Genomic DNA, 24,941 nt, shown 5'->3' with positions numbered 1-24,941 from the left:
TCCCCGGCCCGGACCGCACAGAACAGCAGCAGGGACACCCCATGAAGAGACCTCCGATCATCGCCATCGCCGTCACGGCAACAGTCGTCGTGATCGCCGGATCGATCGCGATCGGTCTGACCGCGATGGCGCGCACCGATGGCGCGGCCCCGCTGCCGACGGATGCCGTGAAGAGCACTCTCCCGGGACTTGTTGCGGCCAGCGGCGCACCGGAGCTCGACAGCATCCGCCTGCTGCATCCGAAACCCGGGGAGCTGCTGCGCGCGGCCGGGCCGTTCGACGACAGGTTCGCACTCGACGGCCTCACGTTCGACGGCGCGAGCGCGAGCGGCGCCCTGCGGGTGACGAGCGATGTGAGCGCGGTGCTCGACCTGGAGATCATCGCCGGGTTCTACGATGCCGGCGGATCGTTGATCGGCAGCGCCCGCTTCGTCTATCACTCGCCCGATGACGGCCCGGTCGACCCGGTCACGGGCACCCCGGTCGAATCCATTCCCTTCCGGGTGGCCGTGCCGACGGAGTTCGCCGGTCGTGCGGTCTCGGCGTCGCTCGGGGTGCCCGTTCTCGTCAACGAGTAGCCCCGCCGACGGATAGCCCTGTCGACGAATAGCGGGGCCCAGGACCGAACTCAGCCCCCGGCGAACGGCGGAAGAACGTCGACGCGCGCGCCGACAGATCTGTCATCGTCTCGACTGACCACGCCGTCGACGAGGAACGATCCGGATGCCAGCACCCGGGTCATCGCGTCACCGTAGCGCTCCGAGAGCACGGCTCGCAGCTGGCCCACCGTGGCGACGGAGGGCAGGACTTCCTCCTCGCGGCCGGCCGCCTCCGCCGCGGACGCGAAGTAGCGCACGAGAATACCGGCGGCTTCAGCCACCGATGGCGCCCATGCTGCGCTGCGGGCGCACGAAGTCGCTCCGGTCCATTCCATGCCCGGCCTGCTTGCCCCACTGGGCGGCCCGCCACCACTGCGCGATCGTCGCATCGTCGGAGCCGTTGCGCAGCAGCGCGCGCAGGTCCGTTTCGTCGTCGCCGAACAGACAGGATCGCACGGTGCCCTCCGCAGTGACGCGGGTGCGGTCGCAGGCCTCGCAGAACGAGCGGGTCACGGAGGCGATGATGCCCACCGTGGCTGGACCGCCATCGACGGTCCACTCCTCGGCGGGCGCCGAGGGATCTTCGCGGTGCGGCTGGCTCAGCGTGTAGCGTGCGCCGAGTACATCCAGCAGCTCCGCGGCGTCCACCATGTTGTCGCGTGCCCAAGCCTCGTCGGCGTCGAGGGGCATCTGCTCGATAAAGCGCAGTCTCACGCCATTGGCGAGGGACCACTCGAGCAGGTCGGCCGCACCGGCGAGGGTGTCGCGCATGAGCACGGCGTTGATCTTGAGGGGGGTGAGTCCGGCATCCTTCGCGGCCTGGATGCCCGCGAAGACCGACGGAAGCCGGTCGCGCCGGGTGAGCCGCGCGAAATGGTCGCGGTCGACGGTGTCGAGGGAGATGTTGATACGGGTGAGCCCAGCCTCCACCAACTCGTGGATGCGGTGATCGAGCCCGATGGCGTTCGTCGTCATCGAGATCGACGCCGTGCCACCCCCGGGCAGCCCCGCGACTGCGGAGGAGCGACGGATGATCTCGGCCAGGTCCGCTCGCATGAGCGGCTCTCCCCCGGTGAAGCGGATGTCGTGCACGCCGAGGTCGCGCACCGCGATCTCGACAAGCCGGGCGATCTCCGTCGCCGTGAGCAGGTCGTCGCGGGCGATCGCGGGAAGCCCCTCCTCCGGCATGCAGTAGGTGCAACGCAGCGAGCACTTCTCGGTGATAGAGATGCGGAGGTCGCGGGCCGTGCGGCCGAAGGTGTCGAGCAGGCCAGCCTCATCCGGGCGGCCGACCGTCGGCGGAAGACGTGCCGGGTCACGCCGGATCCCCGGGATGCCGAGCGCGAGGGAGGTCATGGATTCAGCCTACGTGACGGGGTAGGGGCGAAGGCTGCGCGTGCGGTGCACTTACTCGGCGCACCCACGTTCTTCAGGACCATGTCCTGCAGAACGCGAACGCCGGCAGCAGCCGTTGCCGCAACTCGCCGCCCGCAGCGCTGCACACCACGACGCCGGAGACCACCGGACGTGGAAGAGTTGACTCCATGCCCGACGAAACGCTGCGACTGCCGAATACGATCTTCCAGGCGGTCTTCGACCTCGGCGACAAGCGTGCGGCGAAGATCGCCCTGCCGCCGAGACTGCGCGAGCCCGAGATCTTCGCCGAATGGCAGGACGACGAGAATGTCGTGTCCCTCTATGTCGGCTTTGACGACGGGCAGCTCCACCTCGACCTCGGAGCCAACGGAGGCGAGCATCACTTCCACGGCGCGAATGGCGACGCGAGCGAGAACAGCCCGTGGAACGAACCCGACACTGCGGTGTTGCTTTCCTGGTCCAGCGCTCTCGCCGCCAACTTCTTCGAGCGGATGCCCGAGCTCATGGAAGACATCGAGGAAGCCGCGGCGTGGCACGAGGAGGGCTATCCCCTCTACGTGTGCGAGACGGAGCCCGCCAAGCTCGACCTGATCGAGGTGGAGATCGAGGGCGAGATCCTCACGCTGCCGTGGCTCGGGTCCGGCGGCGTCAGCCAGGACCACGTCGACGGAGAGAATCATCCGATCGCCCTGCTCTGGAACCCGGTGGATGGCGCCACTCCCGACCGCACGATCGCCCGTGCGTGGCTCGATCCGGTGTCTGGTGAGCCCGTGACATCCGCCGAACAAGGCGTCGACTGGCCCGCCGTCGGCCTCGAGCGCGACGAAGTGCTCTCCTGGCTGGAGGGCATCTACCTCAATCATCACATCACCCCGGATGCCGAGATCGAGCTGGTGCACGCGGTACTCGAACGCATGGGTGGTCTCGACCGGGAGCAGTAACGGTCGCTATTTTGGGATCGACCGAAGGAGCTTCTCATGGCTGTCATCTCTCGCGGTTTCACCGGCCGCAGTCGCGAACACAATCCGGAGCTTCCCCCCGGCCAGTACCTCACCGCGGACTTTCCGGTGCTCTCGGCGGGTCCCACCCCCGACATCGACACCGCGGACTGGCAATTCGGCATCCGCAAGGATGACGCGACCCTCCACACCTGGACCTGGGACGAGTTGCATGCCCTGCCGATCGAAGACATCGACACCGACATCCACTGTGTCACCCGCTGGTCGAAGTTCGGCACCAGCTGGCGAGGGGTCTCCCTCGACACCCTGTTCGCCGGGGTCGAGCCGAGTGACGAGTACGTGATGGCACACTCCTACGGGGGCTACACGACCAATGTGCCCCTCGAGGATCTGCTGGGCGGAAAGGCGTGGATCGCCTTCGAGTTCGACGGTGAGCCGCTCGATCCCGAGCATGGCGGTCCGGCGCGGCTGCTCATCCCCCACCTGTACTTCTGGAAGAGCGCCAAGTGGATCCGGTCACTCGAGATGATGCCATCAGACGAGCCCGGGTTCTGGGAGCAGAACGGCTACAACATGTACGGCGACCCGTGGCTCGAACAGCGCTATTGGTGAGTGGCCGTTGGTGACCGAACGCGAGACCCGGGATGCGCCGCCACACCGGGTCGGACTCTGGCATGTCGGTGTGGTCGTCTCGACCAATACCGAGACTCCCACCGGACGCAGCATCGTGCTCGACGTTCCCGGCTGGGGCGGCAACCTCGCCGGCCAGCACGCGGATGTGCGGCTCACCGCGCCGGACGGGTACCAGGCCGTTCGCTCGTACTCCATCGCCTCGGCGGGGGACGGGGACCGGGTCGAGCTCGCCGTCGACCGCTTCCCCACCGGAGAGGTGTCGCCGTACCTAGTGGATGAACTCCAGCCCGGAGATGAGCTGGAACTGCGCGGCCCGCTCGGCGGCTGGTTCGTCTGGCGGCCAAGCCAGACCGAATCGGTGCAGCTGATCGGCGGAGGCTCAGGGATCGTGCCGCTGATGGCGATGATCCGATCCCACACCGCGTCGGGCAGCACTGCCCCCTTCCGGCTGCTCTATTCGGTGCGCACCCCGGATGACGCGTTCTTCCGTTCCGAACTCGACACCCCGAATCCCCACCTCGACGTCACCTGGCTGTACACCCGCCGGACGCCGGACGGATGGCCACGGCCGGCCTCCCGCATCGCGCTCGCCGACATCGAGGCATCCGCCTTCGCCGCGTCGCTGGCCCCCGCGGTGTTCGTCTGTGGGCCGACCGGATTCGTCGAGACGGTCGCGAACGACCTCGTCGCGCTCGGGCACGACCCGCAGCGTGTGAAGACCGAACGATTCGGAGGCGCCTGATGCCGGAACCCGTGGACGGCAACTCCCTGGCGGGGCCGCTCTCCGAGCTGTTCTCCGCCGATCTCACCCTGGCGACGGCGCGCTGCCTCGGCTGCGGAGACGTCTCGGAGCTGGCTCGCGCGATGGACTACCCGGATCCCACCGGCTATGTGGTGCGCTGCGCCCAGTGCGACGACGTGCTCATGGTTGTCGTCGAGGAGCCGGACAGCATCTGCCTCGAGCTGCGCGGGATGTCCTGGCTGAAGGTGCCGCGCTAGCGAATCAGGCGGACGCTGAACACGAAAGCCCAGCCGAGGATCCCCAGCAGGCAGATCCTCTCGGTGAGACCGACCACGTGCGGAAGCACCACGAGGCTCATGCCGAGCAGCACGAGCCCGACGAGAGCGACCCCGAAGAACAGCCTCACCGCGCGGGGTCGCCCGATCCACCAGGTGAGCAGCGCCATGGCCGCAAGCACCGCGAGGAATCCGGATGTCGCGAAGAGCACGTGCACGAACCCGATGCTCGTCCGCGGGGTCATGCCGAATTCGCCGGGGCGGTTGACGTCTGTGGGGAAGAACACGAGGGCCGCGGAGCAGAGACCCGCCACTGCGAGGAGGGCCGAGCCGGCTCTCCGCACCCGAGAGGCCGGAGCCGTGACTGAAACCGCCATGACGAGGCATCCGCTCATCACCGCCCGGGCCAGGAAGTTGAGGTTCATGGCCCACCCGAACGGTCCGACGGCGAGGTCGCTCTCGGCGTCGCTCAGCAGCGAATAGTGCGGAGGCAGCACCTGGAGCACGACGTCTATCGTCACGTAGAGCAGCACGAGCACCATCGCCGCGAGGGCGAATGCCCGGCGAACCCGGGTGGCCAGCGGCGGAGTCATCCCCCCAGCCTCGTGCATAACTCCTGCAGATTTTTGCGCACCGGCCATGGTCACCCGCAAATCCGGGCACCCGCGCCGGCCCCGCCGCACATTGCAGGAGTTGCGCAAAAGGGAGTGATGGTGACGGGCACAGCGAAGGGGCCCCGGTTCGACGACAACCGGGGCCCCTTCGACTGGGACGACTAGCGGGCGGCTGAGCCGTCGGTGTAGTCCTCGTCGACCTGCTTCCAGGCGAAGAGAGCGCGAAGCTCCTTGCCGGTCGCCTCGATCGGGTGGGCCGCACCCTTGGCGCGCAGCTCGAGGAACTCGGGCGCTCCGGCATCCTGGTCCGCGATGAAACGCTCCGCGAAGGCACCGGACTGGATGTCGGCGAGAACGGCCTGCATGTTCTCCTTCACGTGCGGGTCGATCACGCGCGGGCCGGAGACGTAGTCGCCGTACTCTGCGGTGTCGGAGACACTCCAACGCTGCTTGGCGATGCCGCCCTCCCACATGAGATCGACGATGAGCTTGAGCTCGTGAAGCACCTCGAAGTAGGCGATCTGCGGCTGGTAGCCGGCTTCGGTGAGGGTCTCGAAGCCGTACTGCACGAGCTGCGAGACACCACCGCAGAGCACCGCCTGCTCACCGAACAGGTCGGTCTCGGTCTCTTCGGTGAAGGTGGTCTTGATGCCGCCGGCGCGGAGTCCGCCGATGGCCTTGGCGTAGGACCATGCCAGCTGCCAGGCCTGGCCGGAGGCGTCCTGCTCGACGGCGACGATGACCGGAACGCCACGACCCGCCTCGAACTCGCGACGCACCGTGTGGCCCGGTCCCTTGGGGGCGACCATGATCACGTCGACGCCCTCCGGCGCGGTGATGTAGCCGAAGCGGATGTTGAAACCGTGGCCGAAGAGGATCGCGTTGCCGGGCACGAGGTGCGGCTGGATGTCGGCGGCGTAGAGTCCGCGCTGGTGCTGGTCGGGCGCGAGGATGACGATCACGTCGGCCCACTCTGCGGCCTCGGCGGAGGGCAACACGGTGAAGCCGGCCTCCTGCGCCTTGACGACGGACTTCGAATCGGGCTTGAGGCCGACGACTACCTCGACGCCGGAATCGCGGAGGTTCTGCGCGTGCGCGTGTCCCTGCGAGCCGTAGCCGATGACGGCCACCTTCTTGCCCTGGATGAGGCTGAGGTCGGCGTCTTTGTCATAGAAGATCTCGGTCACTTGGTTTCCTTTTCCGTTTGTGCTGGTTGAGTAGGCCCGAGAGGGCGGCATTTCTGCTGGTCGAGTGAGCCCGTCGGGGCCGTATCGAGACCTGCGGTTTCGTGGTTCTGTGTTCTGTTGTGCGAGGTCTCGCTGCGCGCGACGGAGCGCGCTACTCGACCGCCGCTTAGCTCTTGAAGACCCGTTCGGTGATGCTTTTGGACCCGCGCCCGATCGCGAGAAGTCCCGACTGGGCGATCTCCTTGATCCCGTATGGCTCGAGCACCTTGAGCAGCGCATCCACCTTGGCGGTATCGCCGGTGACCTCGATGACGAGGGCATCGGTCGCGACATCCACGATCCGCGCGCGGAACAGCGTCGCCGCCTCGAGGATCTGGCTGCGCGTGGTGTTGTCCACTCGCACCTTGATCAGCATGTGCTCGCGCTCGACGGTCTGAAGCGGATCCAGTTCGACGATCTTGATCACGTTGATGAGTTTGTTGAGCTGCTTCGTCACCTGCTCGAGCGGCAGCTCCTCGACATCCACGACGACGGTGATGCGGGAGAGTCCGGGGATCTCGCTCGCACCGACAGCGAGGCTCTCGATGTTGAAACCGCGGCGCGCGAACAGACCCGCGACGCGCGTGAGCAGTCCGGGTTTGTCCTCGACGAGAAGCGAGAGTACGTGCGTCACGGGCCTACTCCTCGTCCCACGACGGGGCGTGGTCTTTCGCGTATTGCACATTGGAGTTGCCGACGCCCTGCGGCACCATCGGCCAGACCATCGAGTGCGGACTCACGATGAAGTCGATCACCACCGGACGGTCGTTGGTCTCGTTCGCCAGCTTGATCGCGGCATCCACGTCTTCCTTGTTCCGCACGCGGATACCGAGGGCACCGTAGGCATCCGCCATCTTCACGAAGTCCGGGATCATCACCGTGTCATGACCCGTGTTGAGGTCGGTGAACGAGTGGCGGCCGTCGTAGAACAGGGTCTGCCACTGTCGCACCATGCCGAGAGAGGAGTTGTTGATGATCGCGACCTTGATCGGGATCTTGTTGATCGTGCAGGTGGCGAGCTCCTGGTTGGTCATCTGGAAGCAGCCGTCCCCATCGATCGCCCAGACCGTGCGCTCCGGCTCGGCGACCTTCGCACCCATGGCCGCGGGAACGCCGTAGCCCATGGTGCCCGCACCGCCGGAGTTGAGCCAGGCATTGGGGCGCTCGTACTTGATGAACTGTGCGGCCCACATCTGGTGCTGGCCGACGCCCGAGGCGTAGATGGCCTCCGGCCCGGTGATCTGGCCGATGCGCTCGATCACGTACTGGGGGGAGAGCAATCCGTCTTCCGGCTCGTCGTAGCCGAGTGGGAAGCGGGCACGGAGAAGTTCGAGACGCTCCCACCACACCGTGAGGTCGGATGGCGTGGTCGCTACCGCATCACGGAAGGCGGTGGTGAGGTCGGCGATGACCTCCTTGGCGTCGCCGACGATCGGCACATCGGCGAGGCGGATCTTGGAGATCTCGGCCGGGTCGATGTCGACATGGACGACCTTGGCGTTCGGCGCGAATTCGCTGGGCTTGCCGGTGACCCGGTCGTCGAAGCGCGCTCCCAGCGAAATGAGCAGGTCGGACTCCTGGATGGCGAGCACCGCGGGCACCGTTCCGTGCATCCCGGGCATGCCGAGGTTCAGCCGGTTGGAGTCCGGGAAGGCACCGCGGGCCATGAGCGTGGTCACGACCGGCGCGCCTACCAGTTCGGCGAGCTCCAGCAGCTCGGCGGATGCCTTGGCGCGGATCACACCGCCACCGACGTAGAAGACGGGGCGCTTGGCCTCGGCGAGCAGCTGGGCGGCGGCGAGGATCTGCTTGCCGTGGGCCTTCAGCACCGGGCGATACCCGGGAAGGTCGACTTTCGGCGGCCAGATGAACGGCGCGCTGTTCTGCTGGCAGTCCTTCGTGACATCCACCAGCACCGGACCGGGCCGGCCGGTCGTGGCGATGTGGTACGCGGCCGCGATGGTCGCCGGCACATCTTCCGGCCGGGTCACCAGGAAGGAATGCTTGGTGATCGGCATCGTGATTCCGGAGATGTCGACCTCCTGGAACGCGTCGCTTCCCATCAGGGTGGAGAACACCTGGCCGGTGATCGCGAGCAGCGGGACGGAGTCCATGTAGGCATCCGCTATCGCGGTCACGAGATTGGTGGCACCGGGGCCGGAGGTCGCGATGCAGACCCCGAGGCGGCCGGTGGATGACGCGTAGCCCTCGGCAGCGTGGCCAGCGCCCTGCTCGTGGCGCACCAGGATGTGGCGGATTCCCGTCGAGGACATCAGCTCGTCGTAGAAGGGCATGATGGCCCCGCCGGGGAGGCCGAAGACGTCGGTGACGCCGAGGTTCTCGAGCGAGCGGAGGATCGCGCCCGACCCGGTGAGGATCTCGGGCTCGGTGGCTTTCTTGGTCGGTGCTGCTGGCACGGGAGCGGTTTCCGTGGACATGGCATATTCCTTGCGAGACATAGAGTGCGAATGGTGGGGGGCGAGACGTCCCGACCCCGGGTTAGCCCGTGATCGCGCCTTCTGCGGCGGAGTGCACGAGCTTCGAGTACTTTGCGAGAACGCCACGGGTATAGCGCGGGGGAAGCGGAGCCCAGCCAGAGCGGCGAGCGGCTAGCTCGGCCTCGTCGACAAGTAGATCGAGAGAACGAGCGGCGATATCGACCCGTATTAGATCACCATCGCGCACGAAGGCGATGGGACCTGCGTCCACCGCTTCGGGTGCTATGTGGCCGATACACAGTCCGGTTGTGCCGCCTGAGAATCGTCCGTCCGTCAACAGTAGTACATCCTTGCCGAGGCCTGCTCCCTTGATGGCTGCGGTGATGGCGAGCATCTCGCGCATCCCCGGTCCGCCCTTGGGTCCCTCGTAGCGGATGACGACGATGTCGCCCTTTCCGATCTTGCCCTCGGTGAGGGCGTCCATCGCCGCTCGCTCCCGCTCGAACACCCGAGCGGGGCCTTCGAAGACCTGGGCATCGAAGCCGGCGGTCTTGACGACGGCACCCTCCGGTGCGAGGGAACCGCGCAGGATGGTGAGGCCCCCGGTCGCGTGGATCGGGTTGTCGAGGGTGCGAAGCACCTTCCCGTCCAGCGGAGGGATGTTCAGCTCGGCGAGGTTCTCGGCGAGGGTCTTGCCGGTGACGGTGAGCGCGTCGCCGTGCAGCAGCCCGGCATCCAGCAGCGCCTTCATCAGCACCGGGATGCCTCCGCGACGATCCAGGTCGTTCATCACGAACTGGCCGAAGGGCTTCATGTCGGCGAGGTGGGGAATGGTGTCGCCGATGCGGTTGAAGTCGTCGAGCGAGAGGTCGACATCCGCTTCCCACGCGATGGCGAGGAGGTGGAGCACGACGTTCGTCGATCCGCCGAGGGCCATGGCCACCGCGATCGCGTTCTCGAAGGCGTCCTTGGTGAGGATGTCGCGGGTGGTGATGCCGAGGCGCAGCAGGTTGACGACGGCCTCGCCGCTCTTGTGGGCGAAGTAGTCGCGTCGCCGGTCGGCCGCGGCAGGACTCGTGGAGCCCGGCAGCGCCATGCCGAGTGCCTCGGCCACGCTCGCCATCGTGTTGGCCGTGTACATGCCGCCGCAGGCACCCTCGCCCGGCGCGATCGCGCACTCGATGGCGTAGGCATCCTCGTCGCTCATCGTGCCGGCCTTGACGCCACCGACGGCCTCGAAGGAGTCGATGATGGTGACCTCCTTCTCGGTGCCGTCGCTCAGCCGCACCCAGCCCGGAGCGATCGAGCCTGCGTAGAGGAACACGGAGGAGAGGTCGAGGCGGGCGGCAGCCATGAGCATGCCGGGAAGCGACTTGTCGCAGCCGGCGAGCAGAACGGAGCCGTCGAGCCGCTCGGCCTGCATGACGACCTCGACGGAGTCGGCGATGACCTCGCGGCTCACCAGAGAGAAGTGCATGCCCTCATGGCCCATGCTGATGCCGTCGGAGACGGAGATGGTGCCGAACTGCAGTGGGTAGCCGCCGCCGGAGTGCACTCCCTCCTTCGCGGCCTGAGCCAGGCGGTCGAGGCTGAGGTTGCAGGGGGTGATCTCGTTCCACGAACTCGCGATGCCGATCTGGGGCTTCTCCCAGTCGGAGTCGCCCATGCCCACCGCGCGCAGCATGCCGCGGGAGGTCATGGCTTCGATACCGTCGGTGACGGTGCGTGAACGGGGCTTCCAGTCGACTGTTTCGGGCATGTAACAGAGTCTAGAACGCCCTCCGTGTTCACATTCCTCCCGCGCGAGCGACGGCAGGCTCTCCGTCTTGGCGGGAATGCCGACGCTCGCGGACCGCTCGCAGCCTCAGGGAGGGGGACGTTTCCCCCGCCGCCTCGACATTCCCGCGTCCGCGAGTCTCTGGCGCGCGCCGAAATGGCGGTTCAGAACAGGAAAAGAGCTGATGCGACAGAGCTATTGCTCGTGCACGTCGCCCTCACGCAGGTCGGCGAGCAGGTTGAGCGCCCGGGCGACATCGATGGGTCCGGCGACCCGGAAGTTGGCGAGTGTGGATCCGTGGCCGCTCTTGAGCCCGACGTCGTCCGCTCCGAGAGCCGCGAAGGCATCCTCGTCGGTCACGTCGTCGCCCGCATAGAAGACCGCCGTGGCCTTCGTGTAGGTGCGCAGATGCTCGACGGCCTCGCCCTTGGTGGTGGATCGCACCGAGAACTCGAGCACATTCTTGCCGCTGCGGATGGTGAGGTCATCGAGCTCGGCGGCGGTCTCGCTGCGAGCGACCAGGTGGGCGATCCGGCTGTTTCGCTCGGACGCGAGCCGGGTGTGGAGAGCGAAGCCGGCCGGCTTCTCCTCCAGCCAGACCTCGTCGAAGGAGTTGGCCACCTCGTTGAGCACCTCGCCGAGAACATCGATGCGCTCGAACTCCGTAGTGTTGAGGGTGACGCTGTCACCGGGGTTGTCGAGTCGCAGCTCGATGCCGTGGGAGCCGACGAGCAGAACGCTGTCCGGCAGGTCCGACACCTCGATGAGACTGTCGAGGGCGCGGCCGGAGACCAGCGCCACCCGCGTGTTCGGCATGTCGTTGAGGCGGAGCACGGCGGCGCGAGCCTCGGGCAGCGCACGGGCGTGCTCCGGGGCATCCACCTCTGGCGCGAGGGTTCCGTCGAAGTCGAGCGCCACGAGCAGCCGTCGGGTGCGGGCGAGTTCCCGCAGCGCTCCGATGAACGGCTCGGGCAGTCGGGAGAAGTTGGGAGGGGTGTCGACGTCAACCATCAGGAGAGCTTGTGCCCCTCGGATCCGTGGTGCGCGCGGCTTTCGAGCACGTCGAGGAAGTCGCGCGACCAGCGGGAGACGTCGTGCTCGAGCACCCGCTTGCGAAGCGATCGCATGCGCGCGGACCGTTCACTCTTCGGCATCGCGATGGCCTGCATGATGGCCTCTTTCACGCCGTCGATGTCGTGAGGGTTGACGAGCAGCGCCCGTTTCAACTCGTCGGATGCCCCGGCGAATTCGCTGAGGATGAGCACACCTCCGTCGTCGAAGCGGCACGCCACATACTCCTTGGCCACGAGGTTCATGCCGTCCCTCAACGCCGTGACGAGCATCACATCGGCGGCCAGGTACAACGCCACCATCTCGTGCCGGGGGAAGCCGTGGTGCTGATAGCTGATGGGCACGTGCGCGATCGTGCCGTAATCGCCGTTGATGCGGCCGACCGTCAGCTCGATGTCGTCGCGAAGCGCCATGTAGGCCTGCACCCGCTCGCGACTGGGGTTGGCGACCTGAACGAGCGTGACATCCTCTGAGCTCAACTTGCCCTCGGCGAGCAGCTCACCGTAGGCCTTCAGCCGGTGGGTGATGCCCTTGGTGTAGTCGAGGCGATCGACCCCGAGCATCACCGTTCGGGGATTGCCGAGCTCGGCACGGATCTGCTTCGCGCGCTCCTGTACCTCCGGAGTGCGGGCGAGTTCTTCGAAACTGGCGCTGTCGATCGAGATGGGGAACGCGCGGGCGACAACGGTGCGGAAACTTCCCTGGCGTTTGATCTCGCCGAACACGCGAACCCCCGGCGACGCGTCGACGATGGGCACCTCGACCTGGTAGCCCTTGGTGGCGTAGCCCTTGAGGCGGCGCACAGCGCGCTGGAAGTTGCTCGCGTCGGCGACCCGCTGGAACCCGATCACGTCGGCGCCGAGGAGTCCCTCGATGATCTGGGTGCGCCACGGAAGCTGGGAGTAGATGCCGTAAGGCGGGAAGGGGATGTGGTTGAAGAATCCGATGGTGAGGTCCTGGCGCATCTCGCGCAGCAGCTTCGGCACGAGCTGGAGCTGGTAGTCCTGGATCCAGACCACCGCGCCGGGCGCGCTGGCGGCTGCCGCGGCATCCGCGAACCGCTGGTTGACCTCGACGTAGCTGTCCCACCACTCGCGGTGGTAGCTGGGCGGCGCGATCACGTCGTGATAGAGCGGCCAGAGGGTGTCGTTGGAGAAGCCCTCGTAGTACTGCTCGATCTCGAGCGCCGAGAGGGCCACCGGGATGATGTGGATACCGTCGCTATCGAACGGATCGAGCTCGAGATCCGGCTGTCCGCCCCACCCGATCCAGGCACCCTCGTTCTGCTGCATGACCGGCTCGAGGGCGGTCACCAGACCGCCCGGAGAACGGCTCCAGCTGTCGGTGCCGTCCGCGCCGACAACCCGGTCGACAGGGAGGCGATTGGACACGACGATGAAGTCGTAGGTGCCGCTTGTCGTTGAAGTCACTGTGCCGTCAAGGTTACTGCACGGCGCGCAACTAGCATTGCCCGATGGCAACTACCCGGCTCTACAGTCACGGCTCGCTGAAGACCGAGGGCTTCCCCGTCGACGACATCTCCGACCACATCGTGGAGAAGGGCTGCACGGTCTGGGCGGACTTCCTCTCTCCGAGCGAGGCGGACCTCGCGACCATCGCCGAAGAACTCGGGCTGCACCCGCTCGCCGTCGAGGATGCCGTGCACTCGTCCCAGCGGCCGAAGCTCGACCGCTACGACACCCACCTGTTTCTGGCCGCCTATGCCGTCTCCCTCGACACCGTGACCGGGGAGCTCGGGACCCATGAGATCAAGGCCTTCATCACACCCCACGCGCTCGTCACCGTGCATGGCCCGGATTTCGACATGTCGAAGGTGGTCGCGCGCTGGGACAGCGACAAGGACCTGGCGAAACACGGCGTCGCCTACCTGCTCTGGGGGCTTCTCGACGAGATCGTCGACGGCCACTTCGAGACGGTGCAGCAGCTCGACACCGCCTCCGACGAACTCGAGGACGCCCTGTTCGACGATCGCCCCCGCGACAAGGAGGTGCAGCGGCGATCCTTCGAGTTCCGCAAGTCCCTCGTGCTGTTGCGACGGGTGGTGCTGCCGATGCGCGAGGTCGTGAACACGGTGCTCCGTCGCGATCTCGAGGCCTTCGACACGGAGATGACGCCGTACTTCCAGGATGTCTACGACCATGTGCTGCGCGCCACCGAGTGGACGGAGTCGCTTCGCGATCTCGTCTCGACGATTCTCGAGACGAATCTCAGCATCCAGAGCAACCGGATGAACCTGATCATGAAGAAGGTCACGAGCTGGGCGGCCATCATCGCCGTACCGACGGCGATCACCGGATTCTTCGGTCAGAACCTCAAGTTCGCCGGGTTCGGCACGACGTGGGGTGTCTGGCTCTCGATCGGGCTAATCGTCGCGGCATCCCTCGCGCTCTACCTGCAGTTCAGGAAGCGCGACTGGCTCTGACGCTGCGCGACGCACCCGAGAGTCCGATGACCGCGGCGATCGACTGCCAGAGCACGAAGGCCTCGACCACGAGGGAGAGGAGTCCGAGCGGTTCGAGCCAGTTGCCGATGTCTCCGGTGGCCCCGGGCATGCCGACCGTGCGGTTGATGGCGTAACCGGCGATCACGGCGGTCGACAGGACGGCGGCGGCCATGAAGTCGACGCGCGTGCCCGCGATGAAGAGGCGCTCGGTGAGCACGAAGGCGGCGATGATCAGGGCGATGTAGAACGCGGCGAGGTAGGGGGTCTCGGCGAATTTGCCGGGCAGGTCGAGGATGTGGATCGCGGCGACCGAAGCGAGTCCGAGCCCCACGGCGACGCGGCGGCTCGACGCGACCACGCGACGGTGGGCGGTGACGGTCTCGGTTGTGGGTTCTTCGAGCGTGGTGGACATTGGTTCCCCCTGGGAAAGTCGATACGGATGAGATACGCATCTCCGACGCTAGGAGGCGCTCCCTGACATTTCGGCCTATGTGTGAGCTTTCACACGCAAAGTCGCCGCATGTGCCGAACCCTTTGAGGTTGGGGTAACACCCGGGAAATCAGCCCTGCGAAAGAGCGAGGCCGAGCGTCGCGAGGGTCACCGTGATCGGCGCCGCGATGAGCCCGAGCAGCGCGTATCGACCCCACGAGATCTCGACGTCCAGTGCCTTCAGGCGTTCGTGCCAGAGGAGCGTCGCAAGCGATGCCCAGGGGGTGATCAGCGAACCGACGTTCACGCCGATCAGCAGCGCGATGAGCCGGACCGGGTCTCCGGCCACCGGCTCGAGAGCCAGATACGCGGGCAGGTTGTCGATGGCGTTGGCGCCGAGGGTGGCGACTCCCGCCAGCCGCAACAGGCTCAGAGGATCGTGTCCGGTGCCCGAAATGGTGGCGAGCAGCATACCGAGGCCCAGCGAATGAGCGGCTTCAACGACAAGAAACAGCCCGGAGGCCAGCAGCACGAGTTGCCACGGGAGAAGGCCGAACCGCAACACCGAACGGCGCCTCACGAGAAAGAACGCTCCGAGAACCGAGGCCGCGATCACCGTGGGGATCCACACCTCGAGTCCAGAGACGAGGGAGGGGATGAGCAGCGCAACGACCACTCCGCTCGCGACGAGCAGCACGCGATCGTCCTGCCTCTCGGCAGGCTCGGTGCGATAGCGCACCAGGAGGTCCCGGCGGAAGACGAGGAAAAGGATGAGCGCGGGCACCACCACGGAGATGAGTGCCGGCACAGCGGTGAGAGCGGCGAATTGCAGAGGACCGACGCCCGCCAGCTCGTGTTCGGCGAGCAGGTTGGTGAGATTCGAGACCGGGAGCAGCAGCGAGGCCGTGTTCGCCATCCACACCGTCGTGAGGGCGAAGGGCAGCGGTGACAGCCCGGCGTGGCGAGCCAGGATCACGACGACGGGCGTCAGGAGCACGGCGGTCGTGTCGAGTGAGAGGAAGATCGTGCCGACCACCGCGAGCGCAAGCACCAGGAGCCAGAGCAGCCACGCCCTGCCGCGCCCCCAACGCGCGGTCTGCTCTGCGACGAGACGGAACAGGCCGGCCTCGGCAGCGAGCTCGGTGACGACGGTGATCGCGACCACGAACAGCAGGATCGGCCAGACACGCTCCCCGATGGCCAACGCATCGGCGGCGGGGAGGATGCCGGTGGCGATAGCAATGAACCCGACGAGGAGCAGGGCGGCCCCGAGAATCGCAGTTCGCACGTCGTTCCTTTACTGCTCGGCGCCGTTCCGGCGTTCCACACTATCCCGGGCTGTGCGGCCTTCCCACAGCGGAGTAGCGTGGAAATATCGACTTGAAAGGCATCCGTTGCGCAAATACATCTTCAGTGGCACCCTCATCAGCGCCGTCCTCGGCGGGTGGGGTACCCTCCAGACGACAAGAAAAGGTCCGCGCGACTGGCGGCTCGCCCTCATGTGGATCAGCTGGGTCATCACCGTCGTAGTCGCGGTGGACACGGTGTTGGAGCAGTCGCGCAAGGTCGACGAGCTAGAGGAGTAACCATGCACAATCCACTCATTCCGGAAATGTACGACATGGGCGCGGGGGCCCTCGGGTTCCTCGGACTGGTGGTCTGGGGATTCTTCTCGCTGCTCGCTCTCGCGATCATCATCGGACTCGTCTTCCTCCTGGTGCGGTTCCTCCTCGTTGCGACCCGTGCAGCGCAGTTGTATGTCGCGAAGAACGAGCCGCCGAAGCCTCCGGCCGCGCCGGGTCCGCCCCCCGCGGCACCCAGTGCCCCGGCCACTGCTGCCCCGGCCACTGCTGCCCCCTCCGCGGCACCGACGGCCCCGGCGACGACATCCCCTGATACGACGGCCACCACAAAGGTCGCGCCCGTACTGCCGAAGGCAGCGGCCCCGACCCCCACCCGCACCATCACCCCGGCGACTCCCCCGGCATCCGCTGCTTCCCCCGCACGGGCCACTCCGGAAGCGAAGGTCGCGTCGGCGAAGACGCCGGTCGTGAAGTCAGCGCCAGAAAAGTCGCCAGTCGAAAAGACTCCGGTCACCAAAGCGCCGACCAAGCCGCGCACCCCGAAGGCACCGCCGACTCTCTAGCGGCGCGGCAGCTCACGCACCCGGCTTCAGGCGAGGAACGCCCGCAGCAGTGCGGCGGAGCCCTCGAGGTGCTCCTGCATCGCGGATGCCGCCCGCTCGGCATCCCCGGTGAGGATGGCGATCACGATCGCCTCGTGCTGACGGTTCGAGTGTTCGATATTGGGCTGCAGCAGCGGGATTTCGTCGAGAAGTCCGTTCACCCGCATCCGGTTCTCCGCCAGCAGAGGAACCAGGGATGGCGCTCCCACGAGCTCCCCGATGGTGAGGTGAAGCCGCGAGTCGAGCCGCCGGTAGTCGGCGATCGTCGCGGCCGCGGTCTCTCCCAGGCGGGTCCAGAGCAGTTCGCGATCACCGGCCGTGAGGCTGCGGGTCGCCGTGGAGCGCGCGGCTCCGACCTCGAGGATCTCGCGCAGTGCGAGCACATCCTCGATCTCCTCGACGGTGGGAGGGGCGGATGCCGCGAGCCCGTCGATGCCGGAGGCAGCGACGCGTGACGGCGGAGCGTCCACGACGAAGGTGCCGCCGTAACGACCGCGACGCGAGACGAGGAATCCCGCATCGGACAGTGAGCGGATGGCATCGCGGACGGTGTCGCGGCTCACCGAGAACCGGGTGGCGAGGTCGCGTTCGGCAGGCAGCGCCTCACCCGGCGGCACGATCCCGAGCCGGATGGCCTGCAGGAGGCGACTCACCGTCTCCTCGAAGGCGTTGCCCGCGCGAACGGGTCGAAAGAGGGCATCGCCGGCGACATCTGCCCGCAACATCCCTCCCCCGTCGCTCATGGTTACAGGGGCGTCACGTAGGCGGCGCTGATGCCACCATCGACGAGGAACGTCGAACCGGTGATGAAGGACGAGTCGTCGCTCGCCAGGAACGCGACCGCCGCGGCGAGCTCTTCCGGCTCCGCGAAGCGTCCCTTGGGAATGTGCACGAGACGACGCTGGGCGCGTTCCTCGTCCTTGGCGAACAGCTCCTGAAGCAGAGGCGTGTTGACCGGTCCCGGGCACAGGGCGTTCACCCGGATGCCCTGGCGCGCGAACTGCACCCCGAGTTCGCGGCTCATCGCGAGCACGCCGCCCTTGGAGGCCGTGTAGGAGATCTGGCTGGTCGCCGATCCGAGCACCGCCACGAACGAGGCCGTGTTGATGATCGAGCCGGACTGCTGGGCCACCATGTACTTGAGCGCTGCGCGGCAGCACAGGTAGACCGACTTGAGGTTGACATCCTGCACGTTCTGCCAGGCGGGCAGTTCGGTGGTCTCGATCGAGTCGTCGTCGGGCGGGGAGATGCCGGCGTTGTTGAAGGCGATGTCCACCGATCCGTAGGTCTCGTTGGCGGTCGCGAACAGGGCATTCACCTGGGCCTCGTCGGTCACGTCGACCTGCACGAAGAGTCCCTCCACCTCTGCGGCCGCCGCCGCACCCGCCACCGGGTTGAAGTCGGCGATCACGACGGTCGCGCCTTCCGCCGCGAACCGCCGAGCCGTGGCGAGACCGATGCCGCTCGCTCCCCCGGTGACGACCGCGACCTTTCCCGCGAGCCGCTGCGTGAGGTCGATCTTCGCTACTGCCATGTGGTCGTTCTCCTTACTGGTGCCGGTCGAGTCGGCCGCGCGCGGCCGCATCAAGACCCGCGGATCGGTCAATCGGTGCTGATGAAGACGTTCTTGGTCTCGGTGAAGGCGGCCGCGGCATCCGGTCCGAGCTCGCGCCCGAGGCCGCTCTGCTTGAACCCGCCGAAGGGCGTCGAGTACCGCACGGAGGAGTGCGAGTTGACCGAGAGGTTGCCGCTGTCGATCGCACGCGAGACGCGGATGGCGCGGCCGACGTCCCTCGTCCAGATCGAGCCGCTCAGGCCGTAGATGCTGTCGTTGGCGAGGGCGATGGCGTCAGCCTCATCGTCGAATGGCAGCACGCTGACGACCGGACCGAAAATCTCGTCCACCACCACCCGGTCGGTGCGTGAGCTGGGCAACAGCACCGTCGGAGCGAACCAGTAGCCCGCCCCATCCGGAGCGCTTCCGCGGAAGGCGACCTGCGAGTCGTCGGGTACGTACGACCTGACCTTGGCCAGGTGCGCGGCGGAGACCAGGGGCCCCATCTCGGTGTCTTCCGCGAGCGGGGATCCCACCCGCACGCCCTTCACGGCGGGCTCGAGCAACTCGAGAAAGCGGTCGTAGACACTGCGTTGCACCAGGATGCGGCTGCGCGCGCAGCAGTCCTGGCCGGCGTTCTCGAACACCGCAGAGGGGGCGGTGGCGGCGGCCTTCTCCAGGTCGGAGTCGGCGAAGACCACGTTCGCCGACTTGCCGCCGAGCTCGAGGGTCACCGCTTTCACCTGGTCGGCGCAGCCGGCCATTACACCCTTGCCGACTGCGGTCGAGCCGGTGAACACCACTTTGCGCACATCCGGATGGGTCACGAACCGCTCCCCGATCACGGAGCCCTTGCCCGGCAGCACCTGGAAGAGTCCCGGTGGAAGGCCGGCCTCGAGGGCCAGGGCGCCGAGGCGGATCGCGGTGAGCGGGGTCCACTCCGCGGGCTTCAGCAGCACCGCGTTGCCGGCGGCGAGCGCGGGAGCGAAGCCCCAGGCCGCGATCGTCATGGGGAAATTCCACGGCACGATCACGCCCACGACGCCGAGCGGCTCGAGGAAGGTCACGTCGATGCCGCCGGCCACCGGGATGGTCTTGCCGATCATCCGCTCGGGGGCGGCGGCGTAGTAGTCGAGCACGTCGCGAACATGCCCGGCCTCCCAGCGCGCCTGCGAGATCGGATGCCCGGAGTTCGCCACTTCCAGCCCCGCGAGATTCTCCAGGTCGCCGTCGACGGCCCGGGCGAATCGTCGAAGCGCCGCGGCTCGTTCGGCGGGCGGTAGTGCCGCCCAGGCGCGCTGGGCGGACATCGCAGCCGCGACCGCGTCATCCACCTGCTCGAGGCTGCTGTGCTCCACCGTCTGCAGCGCTACCTCGGTCGCCGGGTTGATCAGGGTGATCCCGGTCATCGGGTGGCCTCCGCGCGATGGTAGTCCCGGGCAGCCTGCACGAGGCCGGCGAAGAGCCGGAGATCATCGCCGGTCTGTTCCGGATGCCACTGCACGGCCACCCCGAACGGCACTCCCTCGAGTTCCACCGCCTGGATCACGCCGTCTTCCGTGCGCGCGGTCACGCGGAGCCCGTCCCCCACGCGGTCGATCGCCTGGTGGTGGTAGACCGCTACCTCGAGGGGATCGGTGCCCACGAGTCGTCCGACCGCGCTGTCGGCCTCCGCCTCCACGTCCACCTGACCGAAGGTGCCGCCGCCGAGCTGGTACTTGTCGGTGCCGATGATCTCGGGCAGGTGCTGGTGCAGGGTGCCGCCGCGCGCAATGTTGAGCACCTGGGCGCCGCGGCAGATGCCGAGGAATGGCAGTTCGCGCGAGATCGCGGCGGTGAGCAGCGCATCCTCCCACGCGTCCCGGTCGGTGCGCGGCGTGTCCGTGGTGGGATGCGGTTCCTGGCCGTACCGGGCGGGGTCGACGTCTTTACCGCCGGTGATCAGCAGGCCGTCGAGCCCGTCGAGCACCCGCTCAGCGATCTCCGCGGAGACGGGCTGCGGCGGGAGGAGCACGGCGATGCCGCCCGCACGGGTGATCGCCTCGAAGTAGACCTTCGGCAGGAAGGCGGCCTGCACGTCCCACACGCCGGTCTGTGCCTGCTCGAGGTAGGTGGTGAGCCCGATCACGGGCGCGCTGGAGCTCTGGTGATCGCGCCAGCGATCACGCGACGCCAGCGCCGACGGAGCCTGCGACGTCGGGTTTGCATCAGCCGTGTTTTCAGAAACGCTCAAAGCCGCGCACCCGCTCCCAGTCCGTGATGGCGGCATCGAAGGCCTGAACCTCGATGCGCGCGTTGTTGAGGTAGTGCTCCACGACATCCGCCCCGAAGGCCTCACGGGCGATCTCGGACTGGCCGAACAGCTCAGCCGCCTCCCGAAGTGTCGTCGGCACTCGCGGGGCATCGCTGCCGTAGGCATTGCCCTCGAACATCGGCTCGAGCTCCAGCTCGTGCTCGATGCCGTACAACCCGCCGGCGATCAGCGCCGCTGTGGCGAGGTACTGGTTGACGTCTCCGCCGGGCACCCGGTTCTCCACCCGCATCCCGAGGCCGTGCCCGACCACGCGAAGTGAGCAGGTGCGGTTGTCGAGCCCCCAGGCGACGGCGGTCGGGGCGAAGCTGCCATCGACATAGCGCTTGTAGGAGTTGATGTTCGGCGCGAAGAACAGAGTCAGCTCGCGCATGGTCTTCAACTGCCCCGCGAGAAAGTGGCGGAACATCTTCGACATGCCGAGAGTGTCGGTGTCATCGGCGAAAACGGCGGATCCGTCCGCGCCACGGAACGAGATGTGGATGTGGCAGGAGTTGCCCTCCTTCTCGTTGAACTTGGCCATGAAGGTGAGCGCCTTGCCGTGCTTGTCGGCGATCTCTTTCGCGCCGTTCTTGTAGATCGAATGGTTGTCGCAGGTGGTGAGCGCGTCCTCATAGCGGAAGGCGATCTCCTGCTGCCCCAGGTTGCACTCTCCCTTCACGCCCTCGCAGTAGAGCCCGGCACCCTCCATCGAGACGCGGATGTCCCGCAACAACGGCTCCATACGCGTCGAGGCGAGCAACGCGTAGTCGATGTTGTAATCGCTCGCCGGGGTGAGTCCGACGTAGCCCCTGCTCCAGGCATCCCGGTAGCTGTTGTCGAAGACGATGAACTCGAGTTCCGTGCCGACGTAGGGCACGAGGCCCTTCTCGGTGAGGCGCGCGATCTGCTTCTTCAGGATTTCACGGGGAGCCGGGTCGACCGGTCGCTCGTCGAGCCAGGTGAGGTCGGCCATCACGAGGGCGGTGCCCGGGATCCACGGCACGAGTCGGAGCGTCGACAGGTCGGGGATCATCGCCATGTCGCCGTAGCCCTTCTCCCACGAGGAGATGCGGTACCCGTCGACGGTGTTCATCTCGACGTCGACCGCGAGCAGGTAGTTGCAGCACTCCGCGCCGTGGCTGCTGATCTCCTCCTTGAACAGGCGGGCGGATGCCCGTTTACCCACGAGTCGCCCCTGCATATCGGTGAACGCCACGATCACGGTGTCGATCGCGCCCTCGTCGATGAGGGCGTTGAGCTGGTCGGTAGTGAGCATTCCCGTGCGAGCGGCCATGGGGGTTCCTCGTCTTCTCGAGCTTTTGCCGACCATTGCATCACGGCGGCACGATCCCGATCCTAGGGCGTGTAATGCACTGTTTACATCCAAAGGTAGACACGAAGTACCAATAAACGCCATGCTCTCCGGTAAGCGTGACGCGGTGGCTCATCGCGCCCGGCTCCCGACGATCCCCTCCTGGAGGAATGCATGTCAAAGAACACGGTCTCCGGCGTCACCTATACGAAAGCCGAAGACGGCTATTTCGAGAAACGAAGCCTCAAACGCACAGCCGGATTCTGGGGCCTCTGGGGCATCGGGATCGCCGCCGTCATCTCCGGCGACTTCTCCGGATGGAACGTCGGCCTCGCGACCACGGGGTGGGGCGGCCTGCTCATCGCCACCATCGTCATCGTGATCATGTACTTCACCATGATCTTCTCCATCGGAGAGATGTCCGCCGCGATGCCGCACACCGGCGGAGCGTATTCCTTCGCCAGAGCGGCGATGGGACCGTGGGGAGGATTCGTCACCGGCATCTCCGAGTCCATCGAATACGTGGTCACCACAGCAGTGGTCGTGCTGTTCTCGGCCGCCTACGCCGGGCAGATCATCACAGACCTCACCGGCGCCGAGGTGCCGGCCTGGCTGCTGTGGATCATCCTCTATGCGGTCTTCATCGGCCTCAACTCGCTGGGGGCATCGGTCGGATTCCGATTCGCCCTGATCGTCGCGATCATCTCGATGGCAGTGATCCTGCTCTTCGCGGTGCTGTCCATCGCCAATGGCGCAGTCGACTTCTCCCGGCTGTTCGACATCGCCCCGACGACCGGCAACTCCAGCTTCCTGCCCTTCGGAGGCATCGGCATCCTGTTCTCGCTGCCGTTCGCCATCTGGTTCTTCCTCGGCATCGAGGAGTTGCCACTGGCGGCGGAGGAGGCCAAGAACCCGGCGAAGGACATCCCGCGCGCGGGAGTGTGGGGCATCATCACCCTTGCCTTCTTCGGGCTTCTCATCCTCTTCCTGAACCCCGCTGTGACGGGCTCGAAGGCCCTCACGGTTTCGCCGGGTGACGGTGACGAACCTCTGCTCGCCGGCTTCCGCGCATTCCTGCCCGACAGCGTGGCCGCGCTGCTCGCGCTCTTCGCCCTCATCGGGCTGCTCGCGTCGCTGCAGGGCATCATGTTCGCCTACGGACGCAACATGTACTCGCTCTCCCGCGCCGGCTACTACCCGAAGTTCCTCTCCCTCACCGGCAAGAAGCACCAGACACCCTGGGTGGCACTCCTCGTCGGAGGAGCGATCGGCTTCGTGATCCTCGTCGTCGTCGCGCTGGTCATCCCGGCGGTCAACCCGGATGCCGCGGGTGCCGCCACCGGCATCATCCTGTTCATCGCGGTCTTCGGCGCGGTCATCTCCTACGTGATGCAGATGATCTCTTTCATCGTGCTGCGCCGCAGGTATCCCGCCGCCAAGCGCCCCTACAAGAGCCCGACTGGCATCGTCGGCGCCGTCGTCGCCGGCATCATCGCCATCGCGGCGTTCGTCGGCATCGTGGCGAACCCCACGTTCAACCTCGCGGTGATCACCTTCGTCATCATCTTCGTCGTCGGGCTCGCCATCTTCGCCCTCGTCGGGCGCAATCGGCTCGTGCTCTCGCCGGAGGAGGAATACGCCCTCAGCGGCGGCCTCCACGGCGACCCCCAGGCCGAGGGGTATGACGCGATGGAGGACGAGGTCTTCACCAAGTAGCCCGCAACCACACGAAGAAGGCTCCGGATGCTGCATCCGGAGCCTTTTCCGTGTCGGCGTGTCATCGGCCCTGTTCGAGGGGTCGGGCGCATACTGGGCAAACTATCAACCTGAACTTGAAGGGTGAGTCGTGATGGAATCACGCACGCACAGTCGTACGATCTCGCCCGAGGAGTCGGCAGAGCTCGAAGAACTCGTCTTCGACCTGGTGCGCGAGCGATTGCTCAAGGCCGTCGGGGCGGGTGGCATGTGGACACTGCAGTTCCGCGCCAGCACCGACACCGACTCGCTCTTCGGCGAGACGATCTCCGAATACATCGCCCGTGACATCGCCGACCAGATCGCCGCGCCTCGCGCCGCCGTCGAGCTCGCCGAGGTCGGCCCCGAGAGCGTCGAAGACGCCCAGACCCCTGTGCTCAAAGAGATGGCAGTCGAGGAAGAGATCACCGTCGAATCCGTCGACTGGTCCACCGCTCCCGCGCCGGCCGAGGCTGACGTCGTCGTCGTCGACGACCAGCACGACGAACACCGCATGTTCAAGCCGCGCAAGGCCGCCTGAGCGGTCCGCTCGGCGAGCGTTGACGCGCGTTCGACGCCGGAAGCGTCACCCGCTCTAAAGTCGATGACTCCTGCATGCCCGTGGCAGTATCTTGACGTCGTTGAGCCGAGGCATCCGCGGGTCACTAATCACCGGCGTTGCCGGTTCGTTGCCAGTCAAACAGTGGCCCGCTAAACAGTGGCCCGTTAAACACTGATCGCCGCCGCTCCGAAGAGCGGCGGCGATCGGGGTTTAGACTCGATTCCCGAACCGAGGCAAACCTGAGTCATCGTGCCAAAAGCGCCCCCGCGCTCGACACACGATATTCAGGAGACCCAGAGTTTGTGTTGCCCCCTGCATCTGGCTCAACTGTACCTCCGCAGTGCCGAGCTTGTCTCTAGTGCGGAATACCCCAGAACGGGTGGTTAACGCTCGCTAGCTGAATTTCTTGCGAGCGGCCTTCGCGGCCTTGTTCCGTGCCTTCTTCGCCTTGGCGCGGGCCTTCTTGACCTTCGGGTCATTCCAGTACTTGGTTGCGGCATGGGTGATCTCTTTGTACCGGTCTTCGCCCGCTTTTGCCCCCAGAACGTAGGCGGCGAAGGCGACGAGCACGATCAGCACGTACTTGATTCTCATAGTTTCTCTCCCTTGGTTACCGCCCATACGGTGCCCTCATCCGGGCGGATGGTCAATCCCCTCGCAGCAGATCCTCGGCTGGGCATTCCTCGAAATCGCCT

Annotated in this window: 27 protein-coding genes; 10 read left to right on the top strand and 17 right to left on the bottom strand. The window is 66.6% G+C overall.

What is annotated here, in order from left to right; translation table 11 throughout:
* Nucleotides 1-41 precede the first annotated feature (41 nt).
* Nucleotides 42-578 (top strand): hypothetical protein, encoded by a 537-nt coding sequence (locus F1C58_RS03465; RefSeq protein ID WP_185202624.1) that lies wholly within the window; start codon nt 42-44, stop codon nt 576-578.
* 50 nt (nt 579-628) lie between these two features.
* Here F1C58_RS03465 and F1C58_RS03460 read toward each other — a convergent pair whose 3' ends face one another.
* Both F1C58_RS03460 and moaA read right to left on the bottom strand, forming a co-directional pair.
* Nucleotides 629-880, bottom strand: coding sequence for a MoaD/ThiS family protein (locus F1C58_RS03460; RefSeq protein ID WP_255461242.1), 252 nt, complete (start codon nt 878-880; stop codon nt 629-631).
* Nucleotides 873-1,955, bottom strand: a complete 1,083-nt coding sequence (moaA, locus tag F1C58_RS03455) for a GTP 3',8-cyclase MoaA (protein ID WP_185202622.1) — start codon at nt 1,953-1,955, stop codon at nt 873-875. Before moaA ends, F1C58_RS03460 begins: the two co-directional genes overlap by 8 nt.
* A 188-nt stretch (nt 1,956-2,143) precedes the next feature.
* Here moaA and F1C58_RS03450 point away from each other — a divergent pair, with 188 nt between their 5' ends.
* The 4 genes from F1C58_RS03450 to F1C58_RS03435 are packed head-to-tail and all read left to right on the top strand — an operon-like array spanning nt 2,144 to nt 4,567.
* Nucleotides 2,144-2,917 (top strand): hypothetical protein, encoded by a 774-nt coding sequence (locus F1C58_RS03450; protein ID WP_185202621.1) that lies wholly within the window; start codon nt 2,144-2,146, stop codon nt 2,915-2,917.
* Nucleotides 2,918-2,953: 36 nt separating this feature from the next.
* Nucleotides 2,954-3,547 carry a sulfite oxidase-like oxidoreductase gene (locus F1C58_RS03445; RefSeq protein WP_185202620.1) on the top strand — a complete coding sequence of 198 codons (594 nt, stop codon included), beginning with the start codon at nt 2,954-2,956 and terminating at the stop codon, nt 3,545-3,547.
* Nucleotides 3,548-3,557: 10 nt separating this feature from the next.
* Nucleotides 3,558-4,310: a ferredoxin reductase gene (locus F1C58_RS03440; RefSeq protein ID WP_219732025.1), complete on the top strand. Its 753-nt coding sequence runs from the start codon at nt 3,558-3,560 to the stop codon at nt 4,308-4,310.
* Nucleotides 4,310-4,567: a DUF6510 family protein gene (locus tag F1C58_RS03435; RefSeq protein ID WP_185202619.1), complete on the top strand. Its 258-nt coding sequence runs from the start codon at nt 4,310-4,312 to the stop codon at nt 4,565-4,567. The genes F1C58_RS03440 and F1C58_RS03435 overlap by 1 nt, the downstream gene beginning before the upstream one ends.
* Here F1C58_RS03435 and F1C58_RS03430 read toward each other — a convergent pair.
* The 7 genes from F1C58_RS03430 to otsA all read right to left on the bottom strand — a co-directional run bounded on the left by F1C58_RS03430 (nt 4,564) and on the right by otsA (nt 13,141).
* On the bottom strand, nt 4,564-5,178 hold the full coding sequence (locus F1C58_RS03430; RefSeq protein ID WP_185202618.1) for a DUF998 domain-containing protein: 615 nt from the start codon (nt 5,176-5,178) through the stop codon (nt 4,564-4,566). The genes F1C58_RS03435 and F1C58_RS03430 overlap by 4 nt on opposite strands.
* 182 nt (nt 5,179-5,360) lie before the next feature.
* A complete protein-coding gene (gene ilvC, locus F1C58_RS03425) occupies nt 5,361-6,386 on the bottom strand; it encodes a ketol-acid reductoisomerase (RefSeq protein WP_185202617.1) in 1,026 nt (341 codons plus the stop codon).
* A 166-nt stretch (nt 6,387-6,552) separates the two neighbouring features.
* Complete coding sequence (ilvN, locus tag F1C58_RS03420) at nt 6,553-7,059, bottom strand: acetolactate synthase small subunit (RefSeq protein WP_255461241.1); 507 nt, start codon at nt 7,057-7,059, stop codon at nt 6,553-6,555.
* 4 nt (nt 7,060-7,063) lie between these two features.
* Nucleotides 7,064-8,863, bottom strand: coding sequence for an acetolactate synthase large subunit (locus F1C58_RS03415; RefSeq protein WP_255461240.1), 1,800 nt, complete (start codon nt 8,861-8,863; stop codon nt 7,064-7,066).
* A gap of 61 nt (nt 8,864-8,924) precedes the next feature.
* Nucleotides 8,925-10,622 carry a dihydroxy-acid dehydratase gene (gene ilvD / locus F1C58_RS03410; protein WP_185202614.1) on the bottom strand — a complete coding sequence of 566 codons (1,698 nt, stop codon included), beginning with the start codon at nt 10,620-10,622 and terminating at the stop codon, nt 8,925-8,927.
* Nucleotides 10,623-10,835: 213 nt separating this feature from the next.
* Entirely contained in the window at nt 10,836-11,651 is an 816-nt protein-coding gene (otsB, locus tag F1C58_RS03405) for a trehalose-phosphatase (protein WP_185202613.1), read from the bottom strand.
* Complete coding sequence (gene otsA / locus F1C58_RS03400; RefSeq protein WP_255461239.1) at nt 11,651-13,141, bottom strand: alpha,alpha-trehalose-phosphate synthase (UDP-forming); 1,491 nt, start codon at nt 13,139-13,141, stop codon at nt 11,651-11,653. Before otsA ends, otsB begins: the two co-directional genes overlap by 1 nt.
* 44 nt (nt 13,142-13,185) lie before the next feature.
* Between otsA and F1C58_RS03395 the strand changes: the two genes are divergently transcribed.
* Nucleotides 13,186-14,154, top strand: coding sequence for a magnesium transporter CorA family protein (locus F1C58_RS03395; RefSeq protein WP_185202612.1), 969 nt, complete (start codon nt 13,186-13,188; stop codon nt 14,152-14,154).
* Here F1C58_RS03395 and F1C58_RS03390 read toward each other — a convergent pair.
* Together F1C58_RS03390 and F1C58_RS03385 are read right to left on the bottom strand one after the other, a co-directional pair.
* A complete protein-coding gene (locus F1C58_RS03390; RefSeq protein WP_185202611.1) occupies nt 14,132-14,587 on the bottom strand; it encodes a hypothetical protein in 456 nt (151 codons plus the stop codon). The genes F1C58_RS03395 and F1C58_RS03390 overlap by 23 nt on opposite strands.
* Before the next feature lie 148 nt (nt 14,588-14,735).
* Nucleotides 14,736-15,893 carry an SLC13 family permease gene (locus F1C58_RS03385; RefSeq protein WP_185202610.1) on the bottom strand — a complete coding sequence of 386 codons (1,158 nt, stop codon included), beginning with the start codon at nt 15,891-15,893 and terminating at the stop codon, nt 14,736-14,738.
* Nucleotides 15,894-15,999: 106 nt separating this feature from the next.
* Here F1C58_RS03385 and F1C58_RS03380 point away from each other — a divergent pair, with 106 nt between their 5' ends.
* Together F1C58_RS03380 and F1C58_RS03375 are read left to right on the top strand one after the other, a co-directional pair.
* On the top strand, nt 16,000-16,191 hold the full coding sequence (locus F1C58_RS03380) for a hypothetical protein (RefSeq protein WP_185202609.1): 192 nt from the start codon (nt 16,000-16,002) through the stop codon (nt 16,189-16,191).
* Between the two features lie 2 nt (nt 16,192-16,193).
* Nucleotides 16,194-16,751 (top strand): hypothetical protein, encoded by a 558-nt coding sequence (locus tag F1C58_RS03375; protein WP_185202608.1) that lies wholly within the window; start codon nt 16,194-16,196, stop codon nt 16,749-16,751.
* A 26-nt stretch (nt 16,752-16,777) separates the two neighbouring features.
* On the opposite strand, the gene F1C58_RS03370 is transcribed toward F1C58_RS03375, so the two are convergent.
* The 5 genes from F1C58_RS03370 to F1C58_RS03350 all read right to left on the bottom strand — a co-directional run bounded on the left by F1C58_RS03370 (nt 16,778) and on the right by F1C58_RS03350 (nt 21,932).
* On the bottom strand, nt 16,778-17,533 hold the full coding sequence (locus F1C58_RS03370) for a FadR/GntR family transcriptional regulator (RefSeq protein WP_255461238.1): 756 nt from the start codon (nt 17,531-17,533) through the stop codon (nt 16,778-16,780).
* A gap of 2 nt (nt 17,534-17,535) precedes the next feature.
* Nucleotides 17,536-18,324, bottom strand: coding sequence for a 3-oxoacyl-ACP reductase (locus tag F1C58_RS03365; protein WP_185202607.1), 789 nt, complete (start codon nt 18,322-18,324; stop codon nt 17,536-17,538).
* 68 nt (nt 18,325-18,392) lie between these two features.
* The gene (locus F1C58_RS03360) at nt 18,393-19,754 is read right to left on the bottom strand and encodes an aldehyde dehydrogenase (protein WP_185202606.1); all 1,362 of its coding nucleotides are present in this window, start codon (nt 19,752-19,754) and stop codon (nt 18,393-18,395) included.
* On the bottom strand, nt 19,751-20,473 hold the full coding sequence (locus F1C58_RS03355; RefSeq protein ID WP_255461237.1) for a gamma-glutamyl-gamma-aminobutyrate hydrolase family protein: 723 nt from the start codon (nt 20,471-20,473) through the stop codon (nt 19,751-19,753). The genes F1C58_RS03360 and F1C58_RS03355 overlap by 4 nt, the downstream gene beginning before the upstream one ends.
* 91 nt (nt 20,474-20,564) lie before the next feature.
* Complete coding sequence (locus F1C58_RS03350; RefSeq protein WP_185202604.1) at nt 20,565-21,932, bottom strand: glutamine synthetase family protein; 1,368 nt, start codon at nt 21,930-21,932, stop codon at nt 20,565-20,567.
* A gap of 192 nt (nt 21,933-22,124) precedes the next feature.
* Between F1C58_RS03350 and F1C58_RS03345 the strand changes: the two genes are divergently transcribed.
* Both F1C58_RS03345 and F1C58_RS03340 read left to right on the top strand, forming a co-directional pair.
* On the top strand, nt 22,125-23,666 hold the full coding sequence (locus F1C58_RS03345) for an amino acid permease (RefSeq protein WP_185202603.1): 1,542 nt from the start codon (nt 22,125-22,127) through the stop codon (nt 23,664-23,666).
* A gap of 130 nt (nt 23,667-23,796) precedes the next feature.
* Nucleotides 23,797-24,225, top strand: coding sequence for a hypothetical protein (locus F1C58_RS03340; protein WP_219732024.1), 429 nt, complete (start codon nt 23,797-23,799; stop codon nt 24,223-24,225).
* A 414-nt stretch (nt 24,226-24,639) separates the two neighbouring features.
* On the opposite strand, the gene F1C58_RS03335 is transcribed toward F1C58_RS03340, so the two are convergent.
* On the bottom strand, nt 24,640-24,840 hold the full coding sequence (locus tag F1C58_RS03335; RefSeq protein ID WP_185202601.1) for a hypothetical protein: 201 nt from the start codon (nt 24,838-24,840) through the stop codon (nt 24,640-24,642).
* Between the last annotated feature and the right edge of the window lie 101 nt (nt 24,841-24,941).

Source organism: Glaciihabitans sp. INWT7, assembly GCF_014217685.1.
Taxonomy (GTDB): Bacteria; Actinomycetota; Actinomycetes; order Actinomycetales; family Microbacteriaceae; genus Lacisediminihabitans.
The sequence above is the reverse complement of the archived record's forward strand: the minus strand, read 5'-3'. Positions and strand labels throughout refer to the sequence as shown.

What these genes read in the sequence shown, in the direction of transcription:
- F1C58_RS03370 (WP_255461238.1), bottom strand. Translation starts at nt 17,533, where the DNA reads ATGAGCGACGGGGGAGGGATGTTGCGGGCAGATGTCGCCGGCGATGCC.
- F1C58_RS03350 (WP_185202604.1), bottom strand. Translation starts at nt 21,932, where the DNA reads ATGGCCGCTCGCACGGGAATGCTCACTACCGACCAGCTCAACGCCCTC.
- F1C58_RS03465 (WP_185202624.1), top strand. Translation starts at nt 42, where the DNA reads ATGAAGAGACCTCCGATCATCGCCATCGCCGTCACGGCAACAGTCGTC.
- F1C58_RS03335 (WP_185202601.1), bottom strand. Translation starts at nt 24,840, where the DNA reads ATGAGAATCAAGTACGTGCTGATCGTGCTCGTCGCCTTCGCCGCCTAC.
- F1C58_RS03375 (WP_185202608.1), top strand. Translation starts at nt 16,194, where the DNA reads ATGCACAATCCACTCATTCCGGAAATGTACGACATGGGCGCGGGGGCC.
- F1C58_RS03435 (WP_185202619.1), top strand. Translation starts at nt 4,310, where the DNA reads ATGCCGGAACCCGTGGACGGCAACTCCCTGGCGGGGCCGCTCTCCGAG.
- moaA (WP_185202622.1), bottom strand. Translation starts at nt 1,955, where the DNA reads ATGACCTCCCTCGCGCTCGGCATCCCGGGGATCCGGCGTGACCCGGCA.
- F1C58_RS03430 (WP_185202618.1), bottom strand. Translation starts at nt 5,178, where the DNA reads ATGACTCCGCCGCTGGCCACCCGGGTTCGCCGGGCATTCGCCCTCGCG.
- otsB (WP_185202613.1), bottom strand. Translation starts at nt 11,651, where the DNA reads ATGGTTGACGTCGACACCCCTCCCAACTTCTCCCGACTGCCCGAGCCG.
- F1C58_RS03450 (WP_185202621.1), top strand. Translation starts at nt 2,144, where the DNA reads ATGCCCGACGAAACGCTGCGACTGCCGAATACGATCTTCCAGGCGGTC.
- F1C58_RS03365 (WP_185202607.1), bottom strand. Translation starts at nt 18,324, where the DNA reads ATGGCAGTAGCGAAGATCGACCTCACGCAGCGGCTCGCGGGAAAGGTC.
- F1C58_RS03415 (WP_255461240.1), bottom strand. Translation starts at nt 8,863, where the DNA reads ATGTCCACGGAAACCGCTCCCGTGCCAGCAGCACCGACCAAGAAAGCC.
- F1C58_RS03345 (WP_185202603.1), top strand. Translation starts at nt 22,125, where the DNA reads ATGTCAAAGAACACGGTCTCCGGCGTCACCTATACGAAAGCCGAAGAC.
- F1C58_RS03395 (WP_185202612.1), top strand. Translation starts at nt 13,186, where the DNA reads ATGGCAACTACCCGGCTCTACAGTCACGGCTCGCTGAAGACCGAGGGC.
- F1C58_RS03445 (WP_185202620.1), top strand. Translation starts at nt 2,954, where the DNA reads ATGGCTGTCATCTCTCGCGGTTTCACCGGCCGCAGTCGCGAACACAAT.
- F1C58_RS03360 (WP_185202606.1), bottom strand. Translation starts at nt 19,754, where the DNA reads ATGACCGGGATCACCCTGATCAACCCGGCGACCGAGGTAGCGCTGCAG.
- ilvD (WP_185202614.1), bottom strand. Translation starts at nt 10,622, where the DNA reads ATGCCCGAAACAGTCGACTGGAAGCCCCGTTCACGCACCGTCACCGAC.
- F1C58_RS03390 (WP_185202611.1), bottom strand. Translation starts at nt 14,587, where the DNA reads ATGTCCACCACGCTCGAAGAACCCACAACCGAGACCGTCACCGCCCAC.